Here is a 15872-nt window from a genome sequence, read left to right on the forward strand (position 1 = left end):
CAGGCAACGGTCGTGCGACGGATGCACGAATTTCACCCGGAAGGGAGAGTTTCGGCACGTCTGATGGACGATTCTTCGAGGAGAATGTCCAACTATCTCCTTACTTCTTCCCTTTTACCCGCCACAGTCGGAGGTTTCTGACCGATGTCGCCCTCACGCGGAGCCCTCGCGGCCGGTGCGGCCCTCGTGGCGGCAGCCGCCGTGACGATCACCGTCGTCGTCTGGCCGGAAGGTGCGGACACCGGACGCACCGGGGAGGCGTCCGTGGCCGGCGTCTCCTCGCGCGCCTCCCTCACTCCCTCGCCGAGCCGCAGTTACCCGCTCTCCACGGCGCCCCGGGCCATCCCCGCCGTACGTGAGCACATCGCTGCCCGCGGCCCCGGCTGGCGGCCGGGCCGGGGCAGCAGCGTCGTGATCGCCGGAGACAGCGGACCGCTCGCGGACGAGGCGCAGCTGCTCGCCAAGGAGCTGAAGATCCCCTACCGGGGCGCCGTCCCGGCCCGTGCGGGCGATGTCGAGCTGGCCCTCGGCGCCCCCGGTGCCGGGGCCCCCGAGTCGTACACCCTGAAGACCCACGGCCGGCGGGTCGTCATCACCGGACCCGACCAGGCGGGTGTCTTCTACGGAACCCGCACGCTGAAGCAGTCGCTGCGCGCCGACGGCATGATGCCCGAGGGCGAGGTGCGCGACCGGCCCGACCGGCCGCAGCGCGGACTCAACCTCGACATCGCGCGCAAGTACTACACGGTCGGCTGGATCGAGGACCGGTTGCGCGACATGGCCGACCTCAAGCTCAACCAGCTCGGCCTGCACTTCTCCGACGACCAGGCGTTCCGGATCCAGTCCGACACCCACCCCGAGGTGGTGTCGCCCCAGCACCTCACCAAGGCGGAGGTCCGCCAGATCCTCGGCCTCGCGGGCCGGCTGCACATCGACGTGGTCCCCGAGATCGACTCACCGGGCCATCTGGGCGCCGTCCTGCGCGCCCATCCGGACCTCCAGCTGCGCAACACGGCGGGCGTGCGCTCGATCGGATCGCTCGACATCTCCAATCCGGGCGCGGCGAAACTCGTCGACCAACTGATCGGCGAGTTCGCGGAGCTCTTCGGCGGTGCGTACTGGCACCTGGGCGGGGACGAGTACCGCGCGCTGATGGTGAAGGACCCGGCCGTCTCGTACCCGCAGCTCCAGCGCGCCGCCCAGCAGAAGTACGGACCGGCGGCCGGGATCAAGGACCTCGCCACCGGATGGCTCAACGACCGCGCGGCGGTGGCACGCACGCACGGGCAGCAGCCCAAGGCCTGGAACGACGGCTTCTTCCGCGGCGGAACCGTCCGGGCCGACAAGAACATCGAGGTCGAGTACTGGACGGGCAAGGAGTACGGCGCCCGACCGCCGGAGGAGTATCTGAACGAGGGCCGGCGCGTGGTGAACCTCAACGACGAGTTCCTCTATTACGTGCTCGGCCAGCCCAATGCGTTCGTCTACCCGACCGGGAAGCGGATCTACGAACAGTGGACCCCGCTCGTCCTGCGCGGCACGCAGCCGGTACCGGCCCGCTACTCGAAGCAGATCCTGGGCGGCCGGTTCGCGGTCTGGGGCGACCTGCCGAACGCGCAGACTCCGCAGCAAGTGGCGCAGGGCATCCGGATGCCGTTGCGGGCGACGGCCCAGAAGCTGTGGGATCCAGGCAAACCGGCGCTGAGCTGGGATCAGTTCCGGGCGCTGGCCGCGCGGATCGACGGGACGGGCTGAGCGGGACCGGGCGGATTCCCTGTGGACAGTGGAGTGGACCGGGGTTACGTTCGCAGGCCGCGTGTTTCGGGGAGAGGCGCGCGTTTCCTGCGTTCCCGGCTCAGAATCCTGGGGGGTTCCACTTCATGCGGTGCTCCACCTGCCGTCTCAGACCGCCCGTCACCGCGGACGGACACTGTCTTCTCTGCGCCGGCCCGGCCGGTCCGGCGACGCCGATGTCCCAGGCGTCCGTGCCACCGGTCCCGGCCTTCGTCGCACCGCAGCAGTACTTGCGCTCGCCGAACGGGCTCGCGAAGGCCGTCGTCATTCTGCTGGCCGTCGTCGCCGTGGTGGACCTGCTCGCCGTGGCGGCGGGGCTGAACATCCGCGGCCTGCTGGGAGACGGGCTGGAGAACGACTTCGCGACGTATGACGAGGCGGAGGCGACTCTGGCGGACAATCTGTACGGGTCAGCCGGCGCGCTGCAGGGTGTCACGACCCTGGCCACCGCCGTCTTCTTCATCATCTGGTTCCGGCGGGTGCGGCTGAATGCCGAGGTGTTCGACCCGAGCATGCAGCAGATGAAGCCCGGGTGGGCGGTCGGCGCCTGGTTCGTCCCGTTCGCCAACCTCGTGCTGCCGCGCCGGATCGCGGGCGGCATCTGGACCGCGAGCGCCCAGACCAACACCGACGGCAGCCGGCGCACCGTTCCGGCCACCGTGATGAACCTGTGGTGGGGAGCGTGGGTCTGTTCGTTGGTCTTCGGCCGGTACGCGTCCCGGCAGTACCTGAAGGCCGAGGAGCCGCAGGAGGTCATGGACGCGGCGGGGCAGCTGATGGTGGCCGACACGCTCGACGCCGTGGCCGCGGTGCTCGCGGTCCTCTTCGTACGCAAGCTGACCCGGATGCAGGGGGAGCGGGTGGCGCTCGGCGTGTATCCGCTCACCGTGCAGCCTTCAGCGGGTCGGGCCCACTGACATCTGTGGGGGTGCACCCGCTGGGCGACGCTATTCGGCCTCCCACAGTGATGATTTTGAGCCATTCGGCGCTGAATGCGGTAACAGGAAGCGCCAAGTTCCCTTGCGTGCACGCAAGGGGACGGGCTGACGGGAGACACCGATGAGCCTGCTGGAACTGATCGCCGCCGCCGATGAGAGGGGGCTCGTCGCGAGCGCGGTCGCCTGCCTCGACCGCTGCCTGCCGCAGCCCGCTGCCGGGGCCGATCCGGATCCGCTGCGCCCGCTCTGGGCGGGATGCGCGGACGGTTCCGTGTGGCCGGACCGCCTTGCGGAGGTGCGCGCGGTGCTGGACGCCGCGGCGGATACGGAGGGGGCGGCGCCGCAGATCCGGAAGCTGCTGGACGATGCGCCCGCGGACCGGGCGGCTCCGGGGCTCCGGGAGTGGGCGGACGCGTGCTCGCTGCTGGCCCTGGAGGTCCATCTCGGGCAGGACGCGATGCCCGGTGCCGGGGCGGATCTGCTGAGGCGCTGCCGCGAGGGCGATCCGGCGGGGGCGGGGCCGCTGGTGGCCGGGGAAGTACGCCGCCAGATCCGCATCCTGGAGATGCTTGCGGATTCCGGTACGGGGGCTGCGGGCCTGCGCCAGGTGCGGGACGCGTCGACGGAGGGACAACGAGTGCTGCGCGCGGCGACGGCGCGGAGGGCACGGGGGCGCGGACCGGGCGGGGAGTGATCGGGTCCGTCCGGTGACCGTTCCGTCCTCCATCGCCGGACGGACGAAGCCCCGGCTGCCGGGCGTTCTTCGGGCACTGAGCGGGCGGCGCACACCGGGCGGTCTCGGGAGATTCCCCGGAAGAACGAGGACGACCGGGGCCGCCACCCCCCACAGGAGAGGCCCCGGTCGTCTTCCGCGGGGCCGCAGGACGACCCCGTACTCTTCTCAGCGCCGTGAGTGCGTTTTCTGTCACACCTCAACGTGTCCGAGGACGTTGCGGGTTGCACAAGTCATGGACGCGGCCCCTGCGGAGCACGTAGCGTGCTGAGTCGCGCAGGGTGGCGCGGCAGTGGTGACCAGCTGCGATTCAGGACAGCAGGGCGGGTTGAGGGAGTGCTGGGGGACGACGCGGAGCTGACCGCCGCGGTGCTCGCGGCACAGGACGGGGACGAGGACGCCTTCCGTTCTGTGTACCGCGCTGTGCAGCCGCGGCTGCTGGGCTACATACGAACGCTGGTGGGGGAGCCGGACGCCGAGGACGTGGCGAGCGAGTCCTGGCTGCAGATAGCGCGCGACCTCGACCGGTTCAGCGGAGACGCCGACCGGTTCCGCGGCTGGGCGGCGCGGATTGCCCGTAACCGGGCTCTGGACCATCTGCGCATGCGCGGCAGGCGCCCCGCGATCGGCGGCGACGAGACCGAACTGTCGGAGAAACCGGCCGAGTCCGACACCGCCGACGAGGCGATCGAGGCCCTGGCCACCGGCCGTACGATGTCCCTCATCGCCCAACTGCCGCAGGATCAGGCCGAGGCCGTCGTGCTGCGCGTGGTGGTCGGCCTGGATGCGAAGAGCGCGGCCCAGACGCTGGGCAAGCGACCGGGAGCGGTACGTACCGCCGCGCACCGCGGACTGAAGCGGCTGGCGGAGCTGCTCCGCGCGGACAGCGACGAGGACGGCGGCGAGAAGGGCGCATCGCGGGGAATTCTGCCGCACGGGAGCGCCGCAGGTCATGCGGCGGAGCTCGGCGCCGTACCCGCGCAGCGCCCTTCCCGGAACGGTCTGGCGACGTCCGCCGGTGTGACGGATTCGCGTCCGTGGACGCAGAGGGACATGTGATGGCCGACGAGCAGGACGCATGGCTTGACAGGGACGCGGCGGAACGACTGCTCCGCGGCGAACCGGTCGATCCCGGCGAGGGCCATGCGCGCGCCGACGCCGAACGGCTCGCGGCCGCGCTGGACGCGGCTGCCCGCAGTGCCCGCCCGGCCACCGGTGAACTGCCGGGCGAGGCTGCCGCGCTGGCCGCGTTCCGGACGGTCCCGCGCACCGCGCGCGCAGGGATGCGGGCGACGGCATCGGCGGACGTCCGGTCGGCGGGACACGCCGTGAAGGACAGCGAGCCGCAGACGCTGGGACCGGTACGCAGCGCTCCTTCGTCCTCCCAGGACGGCCGCGCGCGTGCGTCGCGCTGGAGCCGTCCCGTCCGTTTCGGTCTTGCCGCCTCCCTCGCCGGCTGCGCGCTCAGCGGGGTGGCTGTCGCGGCAGGTGCGGGCGTGCTTCCCGGTCCGTTCGGCAAACACGCCAACCCGCTGCCGGCCTCCTCGGTATCGGCGTCCGCGTTTCCGGAGGAACGGGGCTCCGGGGGCGCGTCCGGCAGGACGACGGCCCCGCCGTCGGGATCGCCGGACATGCACCCGTCCCCGGATTCTTCCGGTGGAACCCACCAGGGCGGGGACGAACGGGACGGCACGCCCGGCCCGGTCGGAACCCCGGACGGGAGCGGCGCCCGGAACGGCGGGAGCGCCGGCCCCCGTTCCCCGGACGCGACCGACAGCAAGGGCACGCCCGGCGGCGGCCAGGACGACACGTGGGGTGGGACCCTCAATGCGTGCCGCGACTACCGCGACGGCAAGATCAACGACACCCGCAGACGCCGCCTCGAAAAGCTGGCCGACGGCGCCGACAACCTGGACCAGTTCTGTCAGCGGATTGTCGACCAGGCCGGTGACGAGGGCGACCAGGGGAAGGGGGAGAGCGGCGCCGACGAGCAGAACGATGCCGGCGCGGACGCGGCAAACCGGGCCGACGGCAGCGCGAACGCGCTCCAGTCGCTCTGGTTCACGCCCGGTACCCCGGCCCCGTCGGCCTCGGCGTCCCCGACCGATGTCACCTCCCCGGCGGCCACGCCTCCGGCCGTCCGGTCGACGGCTGAGCCGTTCCGGCCGCTCCGCCGGCACCGGGTGTGACACTTTTCGGCCCGTCGACGCTGTACAGAATGAGCCGACTGGTCATCGGCAGCGCACAGAGCCGGGGTTCCCCCCGTACCTTCGGCTCAGCGCACCTGGCGCGGGCGGGACACGTTCCCCCGGTCCCGCCCGCGCCCCCTTTCCTCACCTCCGCTCACCAGTAGATGACGACCTTGTCGCCGTTGCGCACCTGGTCGAAGAGGGCGGCGATCTTTCCCTCGTCCCGGACGTTCACGCAGCCGTGCGACGCGCCGGTGTAGCCGCGGGCCGCGAAGTCCGCCGAGTAGTGCACCGCCTGACCGCCGCTGAAGAACATCGCGTACGGCATGGCCGTGTGGTAGATCGTCGACACGTGGTGCCGGGACTTCCAGTAGATGGAGAAGGTGCCTTCGCGGGTCGGCGTGTACTGCGAGCCGAACCGCACATCCATCGAGGAGACGACCCGGCCGTCGATCATCCACGACAGGGTCCGGCTGTTCTTGCTGATGCAGAGCACCCGCCCGGTCATACACCGCTTGTCGGGCCTGGCGGCGGGCCGGGAGGTCGGCGGGTTCAGCTCGGCGGCCGTCGGCTTCCGCGTCATGGCGACCAGCTTCTGCCAGGTGACGGTGTCCGTCCGTCCGGTACGGGACAGACCGCGTTTGCCCTGGAAGGACTGCACGGCGGCGACGGTGAGCGTCCCGTAGTAGCCCGTCGGGCTGCGGTCGAAGTGGCCGATCTGACGGAGCCGGGCCTGCAGCTCCCGAACCTGCTTGCCCTCGGAGCCGGTCGCCATCAGCGTCCTGCCCTGCGGAGCGGGCTTCGGTGCGGCGGGCGCCGATGGCGAGGGCGCGGCGGTCGGCGGTGAGGGGGTCGCGGCGGGCTTGGCGTCGTCGGTCGCCGGGGCGGAGGTCTTGGGCGGGGACGAGGGCTTCGCCGCGGAACCGCCGGAGGCCTGCGCCTGGCAGCCCGCGGTCGTGGCGGCCAGCGTCAGGACGGCGACGGCGGTCACCGCCGTAGCCCCTGCCCGGTGTGCTGTTCCTCCGCCGTGCCGGGTTCTGTGTATCCGCATCAGTCTCGGCCCCCTTATTCCTTCGTTGTCTCTTGGGACGGATTCCCGCTCTGCCCGGTTGCCAAAGCCCACGCATGATGGTGAGTGCGGTGGCGAAGGGGGTAGGTCGCACCCTGTGAGCAAGGTCCCAGCCGGTGCCCCTCCACCGGTCGCGCGGCCACCGCTACAGTCCGTCGCGAGGGTCGTTGGTTACCAATTAGTAGCTTCAGTGGGAGGCACAGTAGATGACGCGCGAGTCGGAGTCGGGACTGCCCATCGAGCCGGTGTACGGGCCGGACGCACTCGACGGGTGGGACGCCGACGACAAACTGGGAGAGCCCGGCGCCTACCCCTTCACGCGCGGCGTGTACCCCACGATGTACACCGGCCGGCCGTGGACGATGCGGCAGTACGCCGGCTTCGGCACGGCCTCCGAGTCCAACGCCCGCTACAAGCAGCTGATCGCCAACGGCACGATGGGTCTCTCCGTCGCCTTCGACCTGCCCACCCAGATGGGTCACGACTCCGATGCGCCGATCGCGTCCGGAGAGGTCGGCAAGGTCGGGGTGGCGATCGACTCGATCGACGACATGCGGGTGCTGTTCGGCGGGATCCCGCTGGACAAGGTCTCCACGTCCATGACGATCAACGCCCCCGCCGCCCTGCTGCTCCTCCTCTACCAGCTGGTCGGCGAGGAGCAGGGCGTCCCGGCGGACAAGCTGACCGGCACCATCCAGAACGACGTCCTCAAGGAGTACATCGCCCGCGGCACGTACATCTTCCCGCCGGGGCCCTCGCTGCGGCTGATCGCCGACATCTTCAAATACTGCAGGGCCGAGATCCCGAAGTGGAACACCATCTCGATCTCCGGCTACCACATGGCGGAGGCCGGAGCCTCGCCCGCGCAGGAGATCGCGTTCACCCTCGCGGACGGCATCGAGTACGTCCGTACCGCCGTCGCGGCCGGCATGGACGTCGACGAGTTCGCCCCGCGTCTCTCCTTCTTCTTCGTCGCCCGTACGACCATCCTCGAAGAGGTCGCCAAGTTCCGTGCCGCCCGCCGGATCTGGGCCCGGGTGATGAAGGAGGAGTTCGGCGCGAAGAACCCCAAGTCGCTGATGCTCCGCTTCCACACCCAGACCGCGGGCGTCCAGCTCACCGCGCAGCAGCCCGAGGTCAACCTGGTGCGCGTCGCGGTCCAGGGGCTGGCCGCGGTCCTCGGCGGCACGCAGTCGCTGCACACCAACTCGTTCGACGAGGCGATTGCCCTGCCGACCGACAAGTCCGCCCGGCTCGCGCTCCGTACCCAGCAGGTCCTGGCGTACGAGACGGACGTCACCGCGACCGTCGACCCGTTCGCCGGTTCGTACGTCGTCGAGAAGATGACGGACGACGTCGAGGCCGCCGCCCTGGAGTTGATGGGCAAGGTCGAGGACATGGGCGGCGCGGTCAGCGCGATCGAGCGCGGCTTCCAGAAGAACGAGATCGAGCGCAGCGCGTACCGCATCGCCCTGGAGACCGACAGCGCCGAGCGTGTCGTGGTCGGCGTCAACCGCTTCCAGCTCGACGAGGAGGAGCCGTACGAGCCGCTCCGCGTCGACCCGGCGATCGAGGCCCAGCAGGCGGCGCGGCTGGCGAAGCTGCGGGCCGAGCGCGACCAGGGCGCGGTCGACGAGGCGCTGGGCCGGCTGAAGAAGGCGGCCGAGGGAACGGACAACGTCCTGTACCCGATGAAGGACGCACTGGCGGCGCGGGCGACGGTGGGCGAGGTGTGCAACGCGCTGCGGGAGGTGTGGGGGGCGTACGTGCCGTCGGACACGTTCTGAGGCGATGTGCACCCGCGAGGGTGATCTCTTGCCGAATGTCCGTGGCCACGGATTAGCTCGTGAACAGTGGTCCCCGAAAGGAGGATGCCGTGGCTGTCATACAGCACGAGGAGCAGTGTCGTACCCCCGTGCGACACTCCTGTTCATGCTGGGTGTCACTGATCTCCCGACCTATCTCGTCGGCCTGGTGCTGATCGTCCTTCTGCCGGGGCCGAATTCGCTGTACGTGCTCTCCGTCGCCGCCCGCCGCGGTGTGCGGACCGGGTATGTGGCGGCTGCCGGTGTGTGGACCGGTGACACGGTGCTGATGACGCTGTCCGCGCTCGGCGCCGCCTCTCTGCTGCAGACCACGCCGGTGCTCTTCGCGATCGTCAAGTACGCGGGCGCGGGCTATCTCACCTGGCTCGCCATCGGCATGCTGCGGGCTGCGGTCTCGATGTGGCGCGAGCGGCACCAGCAGATCGCCGAGCTGACGAACGAGGCCGCCGGACCGGGCGGGACGGGGACGGCCGCCGGAGCGGTGGAGCGGCCGTACCGGCGGGCGCTCGTGGTGAGCCTCTTCAACCCGAAGGCGATCCTGTTCCTGATCTCGTTCTTCGTGCAGTTCGTCGACCCCGAGTATGCCTATCCGGCGCTGTCCTTCCTGCTGCTGGGCACGCTGCTGCAGATCGCCAGCTTCCTCTACCTGTCGATGCTGATATTCGGCGGCACCCGGCTGTCCGCCGCCTTCCGCCGCCGCAAGCGGCTGTCGGCCGGGGCCACTTCGGCGGCGGGTGTGCTGTTCCTCGGGTTCGCGGCGAAGCTCTCACTCAGCAGCGTGTGACGCGGCGTGTGACGTGACGGGGCGGGCGCCGATGTCGCGACGCCCGCCCCCCGGGGGGCGGTGGATCAGTTGTCGGACGGCTTGGGGAGGACCTGCTCCTGGAACTCGGGCGCGGCCTGCTCGGTGCTCGCGGCGGTGCGTGCGAGGCCGTAGCTCTGCTTGGCGGTCGTGTATCTGCTTGGTGGTCGTGTAGATGAGATCCTGGTTGTCGGCGGTACGGAAGGTGTAGGCCCAGGTCTCGCCGTCGAGGGTGGTGTAGGTGAACGCGGTCGGCACCGTGGCGGCAGCCTCGGACGACGCCCGCTGCCAGTCGCGCCAGACGCCGCTGGGTGAACCGGGCGGTCGTCAGCGTCCCGTCCAGGCGCCGCCGGCAGGTGATGGAGGCACGTTCGAAGTGGGTGGCGGGGCTCCGTCCCGCAGGCAGCCCGCCGCTGCCGCGATCACGCCAGGCGTCACGTGGGTGTCGTCCAGAGTTCACCACCCGTCGCCCCGGCGGCCACTCCGTCCTCGACGTGCCTGATTACGTTGGGCGGCTACAAGATCGAAGGCGAGGGCCGGCGTGCCGAAATTGTCCGTTGTCGTACCGCTCCACAATGTCGCCCCGTATGCCGACACCACGCTGGGTAGTCTTGCCCGCAATGCGGCCGGGGACGTCGAATTCCTGCTGGTCGACGACTGCTCCACAGACGAGACGCCGTCCGTCATCGACCGCTGGGCCGCGAGGCTCCCGCAGGCCCAGGTCATCCGGCACGACACGAACGTGGGCATCGCCGCCGCCCGCAACAGCGGAATCGAGGCGGCGAGCGGTGAGTTCCTCACCTTTCTCGACGGCGACGACTGGTACGCACCCGGGCACCTGGACCGACTGCTGGATGCCGCGCAGGAGCTGGGCGTCGACTTCGTCCGCAACGACCACGTCCAGTCGACGGGCACCAGCCGGGTGATCCGCCGTGCCCCCGCCCGGGTGCGGGACAGGGCGACGGACCCGCGTGCGGGGATCGCCTACCCGGGGATGGAGACGATGGTCGACTACCCCTTCGTCTGGGCAGGGCTCTACCACCGACGGCTCTTCGAGGACGGCGCCCTGCGCTTCGACTCCGTACTGCGCACCGCCGAGGACCGGTTGTGGACCTGGCGGCTGCACCTGCAGGCCCGCAGCTACGCGGTCCTGGGGCTCCACGGAATCTTCTACCGGCGCGGGGTCGCCACTTCGCTGACCCAGATCAAGGACTCCCGCCAGCTGGACTTCTTCCCCGCGTACGACACCCTGCTGGACGAGCTGGGGCAGGACCGGGACGCGGAACTCCTTCTGCCCAAGGCAGTTCGCACCTACTGCGCCCTGATCGCCTTCCACATCGCGAAGGCGGGGGACTACCAAGCCGCCACCGCCCGCCGTCTGAGGCAGGAGTCGGTTGCCGCGCTGCACCGTATGCCCCAGCACGTACTGGACCACACCCTGATGACGATGGACACGAAGCGCAGCACCTTGCTCCGACGCCTGCGTGACAAGCAGAAGGCCGCCTGACCCATGCCCACGCGCACCCAGATCTTCCAGGTGTCGACCCTGTACGGGGCCGCCACGCTCGCCGCCGCGCTCGACGCGGGCCAGTTCGGACCACCGGCGGACAGCCGTCGGATCCTGCTGCTGTGCAACAACGCCCTGGTGCCGGAGACCGCCGCCGGCCTGGACGCGATGCTCGGCTTCGACCGCATCGCCGCCCGTTTCGACTCCGTCGTGAGCTGGAACGAGGCGATCCGCCCGTACCACCCGGGCGCCTGGGGTCCGCGTGCCGAGGACGTCGTGCTGTGGCAGCGCGCACTCCGGCTCGCCTGGGGGCTGGGTGAGGAGCCCGCCGAGCTGGTCCTGGAATCCATCCAGGTCCACCCCGCCCGCGCGCTCGCGGCGATCTTCTCCGAGAGCACCCTGCATGTCTACGCGGACGGCCTCATGAGTTACGGACCGACCCGCACCAAGCTGCCCCAGTCGATGGGCTGCCGCGTCCAACGCGTGCTGCACCTCGACTTGGTGCCCGGGCTCAGACCCATGCTCCTGTCCGAATTCGACGTGGAGCCCGAACTCGTACCGGCGGACGCCTTCCGCAAGGTCCTCGGTGAGATCGCCGGTGCGGCGGACGGCGACCCGCAGCTCACCGAGGCGGTGGCGCAGGCCCCCACCGCCGTACTCCTGGGCCAGTACCTGGCCGCCCTCGACATCCTCACCGCCGACGAGGAGGAGGACCTGCACATCCGTATGCTGCGCGGGGCCGCCCGGGCCGGTCACACATCCGTCCTCTTCAAGCCCCACCCCACCGCCCCCGTCCGCTACTCCGACGCCTTGGACAGCGTCGCGGCCGAGGCCGGGGTCCGGCTCGTCACGATGGACACGCCCCTGCTGGCGGAGACCCTCTTCGAGCGGTGCGCACCCACGCTCGTCGTCGGCTGCTTCTCGACTGCCATGTTCACCGCCGCGGCGTACTACGGCATACCTGTTGCCCGTGTCGGCACGGGCCGGGTGCTGGACCGCATCACTCCGTACGAGAACAGCAACCGCATTCCGCTGACGATCGTCGACCACCTCGTGCGCGATCTGGAGCACCACGGCGGCGGTGATGTTCCCGCACTGCCCCACAGCGCACCGGCGACCCTGGGCCCCCTGGTTCGCACGGTCGGCTACTGCATGCAGTCCGATCTCCACCCGGAACTGCGCGGCGAGGCGGAGGCCTGGTTGCGGGAACGGCTGGACGGCAGCACCCAGCACTACTTCAAGCGCCGCCGTCTCGGCAAGCTCTCCCTGCCCGGTGGCAGTGCCGAGGGCGCCGCGGTCCGACTGCGCCGGACGGTGCGGCGCACCCGCAGCACCCTGCGCCTGTGACGGCCGCTCAACGGGCACCTGTCCTTCACCTCGGCGTCATCCCCAGGAAGTGACTGTTCATCTCGCCGGAGTTCCTCGGGCGGCGGTGCGTTCATAGCCTTCGAAGACCATGTCATCCACCGTCTCCCCGGCCGGAACACCGGCCTCCTCGCCCTCACCGGCAACAACGGACCCACAGGCCGAGCAGGCCCGGGAGTCCGGCCCGCGCAGCGAGCACCGTTACGACATCGATCTGATCAGACTGCTGTGCTCGGTCGGTGTGATTCTCTGCCATACGGGCTCCGCGTTCGTGAACGCCGTCGGCCGCAAGCCGTCGGGCGGATCGGGTACCTACTGGGCAGGGCTGGTGGCCGACTCGGCAGGCCGATTCGCCGTCCCCCTGTTCTTCGCGATCGCCGGGTGGGTCGTCCTCGTCGGCGCCCCGCCGAAGGACGGCGCACGGCTGCGGCGGCGCATCGTCCGCATCGTGCTGCCGCTCGCCATGTGGACCGCGGTCTATCTGGGGTGGGGCCGCTTGCGCGGCACCAACGACGATCCGGTCGGCGACCTGGCGCTCGACTCGCTCTTCGCCTCGGTGCGCCCCGCCTACCACCTCTGGTACCTGTACGCCTACATTCCCGTGATCATGCTCCTGGCCTTCACAGCGATGGTGAGGTCGGGCAAGCGGCCCTGGGGTCTGGGCGTGGCGCTCCTGGCCCTGGCGGCGGCACCGTCCCTCTTCGGTGACCTCTCCGCGGTCACGGGCTGGGACGTACCGCGCTTCGGCTGGGGCTTCGGCCCGTACCAGTTGATCTACGCGGTGCTCGGGGCGCTCCTGTTCGCGCTGCCCGCCGGTGCCTTCGGGAAGCGGCGCCTGCTGTGGGCGCTGCCGTCGGCGGCGGCGCTGGTCGCGGTGATCGCGTACCAGCACGAGGTCCACTACGCGATTCCGTACGCCAGTGTGCTGGTGGCCCTGTTCAGCGTCGGCGTGCTTCTCACCCTGCACCGGCTGCGGGTTCCCGAGGGACTGCGTCCTCTCCTGACCCGGTTGGCCGACGCGTCGTTCGGCGCCTACATGGTGCATGTCCTGATCCTCGGCGCGCTCACGCAGCTGCTCGTCTCCGTGGATCTGACGCTGCCGGCGGCCGCGGCGATGGTCCTCGCGGTGACCGCGGCGACCACGGTGCTGTCGTTCGGCGCGGCCCTGCTGTGGGGGCGGCTCGGGATGAGCCGGATGCTCGGCTGAACCGCCGGGTCCGGACGGGCTGCCGGGTCCGGACGGGCTGCCGGGTCCGGACGGGCCGCACGCGGCGCGGGCCCCGAAGGGCCGACGCGCCGCGTGCGGCCCGTCCGAGGCCCGGACCGAAAGGCCTCCGTCAGCGCAGCACGGTCCGTCCCAGTCGGCGTGCCCTGCTCGCTGCCCGCCGCAGGGCGGGATTGCGGGAGAGGGGGGCGAGCTTGCCGGGCAGACCGCCGGGGAGCCCGAGCAGCGTCAGCTTGCGACGGGAGAAGAGCTGCTGTTCGTTCGGTGTGACACCGTTCGTGAGATACGCGGCGGCGGCCGGCATCAGATGCGGGTAGATCCGCGGCTGCATCGTGAACCCGATCGCGGTTACGAGCCGGCCCGGATCCCCCGGCGTCCGGGTGCGCCCCGTTTCGAGCTCGGGCAGCAGGGTGTGCGCGAGGAGCGCCGGTACGCGATTGCTGTTCTGGTACGGGGTCAGGCGCTCCAGCAGCGTTCCCGTTCCGGTGCGGGCGGTGTCCAGACCGTACAGGTGCCGGGCGGTGAAGAGCGCGGTGGAGAAACAGCCCACGACGAGTGCCGGCCGCAGCTGCTCGTACAGCGTCTCGGCGAGTACCGGCGCGTCGAGCACGGTGAGTTCCACACCGAGCCGTTCGGCCTCGGACTCCAGCAGACGGGACCAGCGGGCGGGCGCCGTCGGATGGGGCTTGAAGACGATCTCCCGGTGCCCGCGCGCCGTGGCGCCCCGCAGCATCCGCAGGTGGAGATCCTCTTCCTCTTCGGCCGTGAGGATCTCCAGTGCCGAGAGGTACTGGCCGAGGAGGAGTGCCGGACTGCTGTACGGGACATCCGGTGCGGGCGAGACCGCTCCGACTTCCCCGAGAACTCTGCGGAAGGCGTCACCGGGGATGACCTCCGCCTCGACGCCGAACTCCGTCAGCAGCAAGGGCTTCAGGCCCGGCACCAGATCGAGGTGGAGGAGTCGGCGCACGCGCGTACCGAGCAGCGGATCGAGCTTGATCCGGGTGGGCCCGTAGCTCATCAGCCCGTCCGCGTACACATCCACGGCCGCGCCCATGAAGATCCCGGTGACGGCGAGAGCCGGGTTGACCTGGATGGACTCGACGGTGAGCTCGACGTCGTCGTCGCCGAGCTTCCACAGTCTGCGCAGATGGCGTTCCCAGAGCGGGATGTCCTCGGACCGCGGTGACCAGCCCGATGGATGGAACGGCGCGATCGTCGCGTTCCAGGAGAGTATGTCGTCGAACCGGTCGCGGAGCGCTTCGAAGCCCGGCATCGCGTCGAGTGCCGGCGCGACCTCGGGGACGGCGGCATTGTTGCTGATCAGCAGAATGCGCCGGTCCGCGGGCCGGACAAGGCCCGCGTCGACGGCCGCGGCCAGGGTGGCCGCACCGTAGAGGGTGGACGCGCAGAAGATCTGAGTGGTCATGCGGTGGCCCCCGCACCCGCGAAGGGCCGGCGGCGCAGCCGCCGCAGCCGGGCGGACCTGTCGATGCCCATGGAGTCGATCGTTTCTTTCAGGATGTCCTGCGGCATACGGCGCAGTGCGGCCGCACTCATGTCGAGAAGACTGCGGGCCACGGCCGGTTCGAATTTGGAAATCGTCGCCAGATGATGGGAGATGAGCGCGCAATAGGTGCGTACGGCTTTCGGCAGCAGCGCGTCGGCCTCCGGATCCTGTGAGGTCTCCTCCAGGACCTGATCGAATGCGCGGATGAAATCGAGCTGCCGGAGGTCGCCGATCTGGGTGAGTGAGGAGGAGACACCGCGCCGGTAGAACACTCCGAGCAGCCCGACCGCGGCGAACGACTCCGCCTCCCGGTGCAGCCGCCAGATCCACGGCCGGTCCTCGGCGGTGTGCAGTCCGGCCGTGAAGTGGATCAGACCGCGCTCGACCAGGCGGCGGTGATAGGCGCCGGCCCAGGCGTACGGGTAGTCGACGGAGGTGGTGCGGCCGACCGGGAGAATCGCGTCGCGCGGACGCATCGGCACGTCGCGCAAGCCGTGCGGCACCCGGGCTACGGTGCGTGATTTGGCGGTGCACTGTACGTGGTCGGTCCGTACGAAATCGCAGCCCAGACGGTCCATCGCGGCGACCAGACGGGCGCAGTGTCCGGGAGCCAGCCAGTCGTCCCCGTCGAGGAACGTGACGTACAGGCCGCTCGACGCGTCGAGGCCCGTGTTGCGGGCGGTCGCCAGTCCCCGGTTGTGCTCGTGGCGTCGCAGGACCACCCCCGGGATCTCGTCCCGCGCCCGGCGCAGGATGTCCGCGGTCCCGTCGGTCGAGGCATCGTCGACGAGGATGAACTCGAAGTCCTCGCGCGCGTTGGCGCGCAGGCTTCTGAGGGTGTCGGGGGCGTATGTCTGCACGTTGTAGAACGGCACGATGACGGAGAGCTTAACCACTCGGTCACGCTAAGGGCG

Annotated in this window: 13 protein-coding genes; 10 read left to right on the forward strand and 3 right to left on the reverse strand. The window is 70.4% G+C overall.

The features are described 5' to 3' along the window. Positions 1–144 precede the first annotated feature (144 nt). The 5 genes from ACGFSA_RS05220 (at position 145) to ACGFSA_RS05240 (ending at position 5654) form a co-directional block, all read left to right on the forward strand. Positions 145–1755, forward strand: a complete 1611-nt coding sequence (locus tag ACGFSA_RS05220) for a glycoside hydrolase family 20 protein (RefSeq protein ID WP_393299857.1) — start codon at positions 145–147, stop codon at positions 1753–1755. Between the two features lie 215 nt (positions 1756–1970). After that, positions 1971–2711: a DUF4328 domain-containing protein gene (locus tag ACGFSA_RS05225; RefSeq protein ID WP_393299860.1), complete on the forward strand. Its 741-nt coding sequence runs from the start codon at positions 1971–1973 to the stop codon at positions 2709–2711. A 142-nt stretch (positions 2712–2853) separates the two neighbouring features. Beyond that, the gene (locus tag ACGFSA_RS05230; protein ID WP_393299863.1) at positions 2854–3426 is read left to right on the forward strand and encodes a hypothetical protein; all 573 of its coding nucleotides are present in this window, start codon (positions 2854–2856) and stop codon (positions 3424–3426) included. Positions 3427–3801: 375 nt separating this feature from the next. Continuing rightward, entirely contained in the window at positions 3802–4524 is a 723-nt protein-coding gene (locus ACGFSA_RS05235; RefSeq protein ID WP_393300279.1) for an RNA polymerase sigma factor, read from the forward strand. Then, on the forward strand, positions 4503–5654 hold the full coding sequence (locus tag ACGFSA_RS05240; protein ID WP_393299866.1) for a hypothetical protein: 1152 nt from the start codon (positions 4503–4505) through the stop codon (positions 5652–5654). The genes ACGFSA_RS05235 and ACGFSA_RS05240 overlap by 22 nt, the downstream gene beginning before the upstream one ends. A 154-nt stretch (positions 5655–5808) precedes the next feature. Here ACGFSA_RS05240 and ACGFSA_RS05245 read toward each other — a convergent pair whose 3' ends face one another. Then, entirely contained in the window at positions 5809–6705 is an 897-nt protein-coding gene (locus tag ACGFSA_RS05245) for a L,D-transpeptidase family protein (protein WP_393299869.1), read from the reverse strand. 224 nt (positions 6706–6929) lie between these two features. Between ACGFSA_RS05245 and ACGFSA_RS05250 the strand changes: the two genes are divergently transcribed. From ACGFSA_RS05250 to ACGFSA_RS05270, 5 genes are all read left to right on the forward strand, one after another. Then, positions 6930–8510, forward strand: a complete 1581-nt coding sequence (locus ACGFSA_RS05250) for a methylmalonyl-CoA mutase (protein ID WP_393299872.1) — start codon at positions 6930–6932, stop codon at positions 8508–8510. Between the two features lie 145 nt (positions 8511–8655). Continuing rightward, positions 8656–9333, forward strand: a complete 678-nt coding sequence (leuE, locus tag ACGFSA_RS05255; protein ID WP_393299875.1) for a leucine efflux protein LeuE — start codon at positions 8656–8658, stop codon at positions 9331–9333. A 559-nt stretch (positions 9334–9892) separates the two neighbouring features. After that, a complete protein-coding gene (locus tag ACGFSA_RS05260) occupies positions 9893–10858 on the forward strand; it encodes a glycosyltransferase family 2 protein (RefSeq protein ID WP_393299878.1) in 966 nt (321 codons plus the stop codon). Between the two features lie 3 nt (positions 10859–10861). After that, positions 10862–12205, forward strand: a complete 1344-nt coding sequence (locus ACGFSA_RS05265) for a polysialyltransferase family glycosyltransferase (protein ID WP_393299881.1) — start codon at positions 10862–10864, stop codon at positions 12203–12205. A 109-nt stretch (positions 12206–12314) separates the two neighbouring features. Then, positions 12315–13430 (forward strand): acyltransferase, encoded by a 1116-nt coding sequence (locus tag ACGFSA_RS05270; protein ID WP_393299884.1) that lies wholly within the window; start codon positions 12315–12317, stop codon positions 13428–13430. Positions 13431–13560: 130 nt separating this feature from the next. On the opposite strand, the gene ACGFSA_RS05275 is transcribed toward ACGFSA_RS05270, so the two are convergent. Beyond that, positions 13561–14877 (reverse strand): polysialyltransferase family glycosyltransferase, encoded by a 1317-nt coding sequence (locus ACGFSA_RS05275; protein WP_393299887.1) that lies wholly within the window; start codon positions 14875–14877, stop codon positions 13561–13563. Next, the gene (locus ACGFSA_RS05280) at positions 14874–15854 is read right to left on the reverse strand and encodes a glycosyltransferase family 2 protein (protein ID WP_393299890.1); all 981 of its coding nucleotides are present in this window, start codon (positions 15852–15854) and stop codon (positions 14874–14876) included. The genes ACGFSA_RS05275 and ACGFSA_RS05280 overlap by 4 nt, the downstream gene beginning before the upstream one ends. Positions 15855–15872: the final 18 nt, after the last annotated feature.

Source organism: Streptomyces sp. NPDC048496 (assembly GCF_043200055.1).
GTDB lineage: Bacteria > Actinomycetota > Actinomycetes > Streptomycetales > Streptomycetaceae > Streptomyces.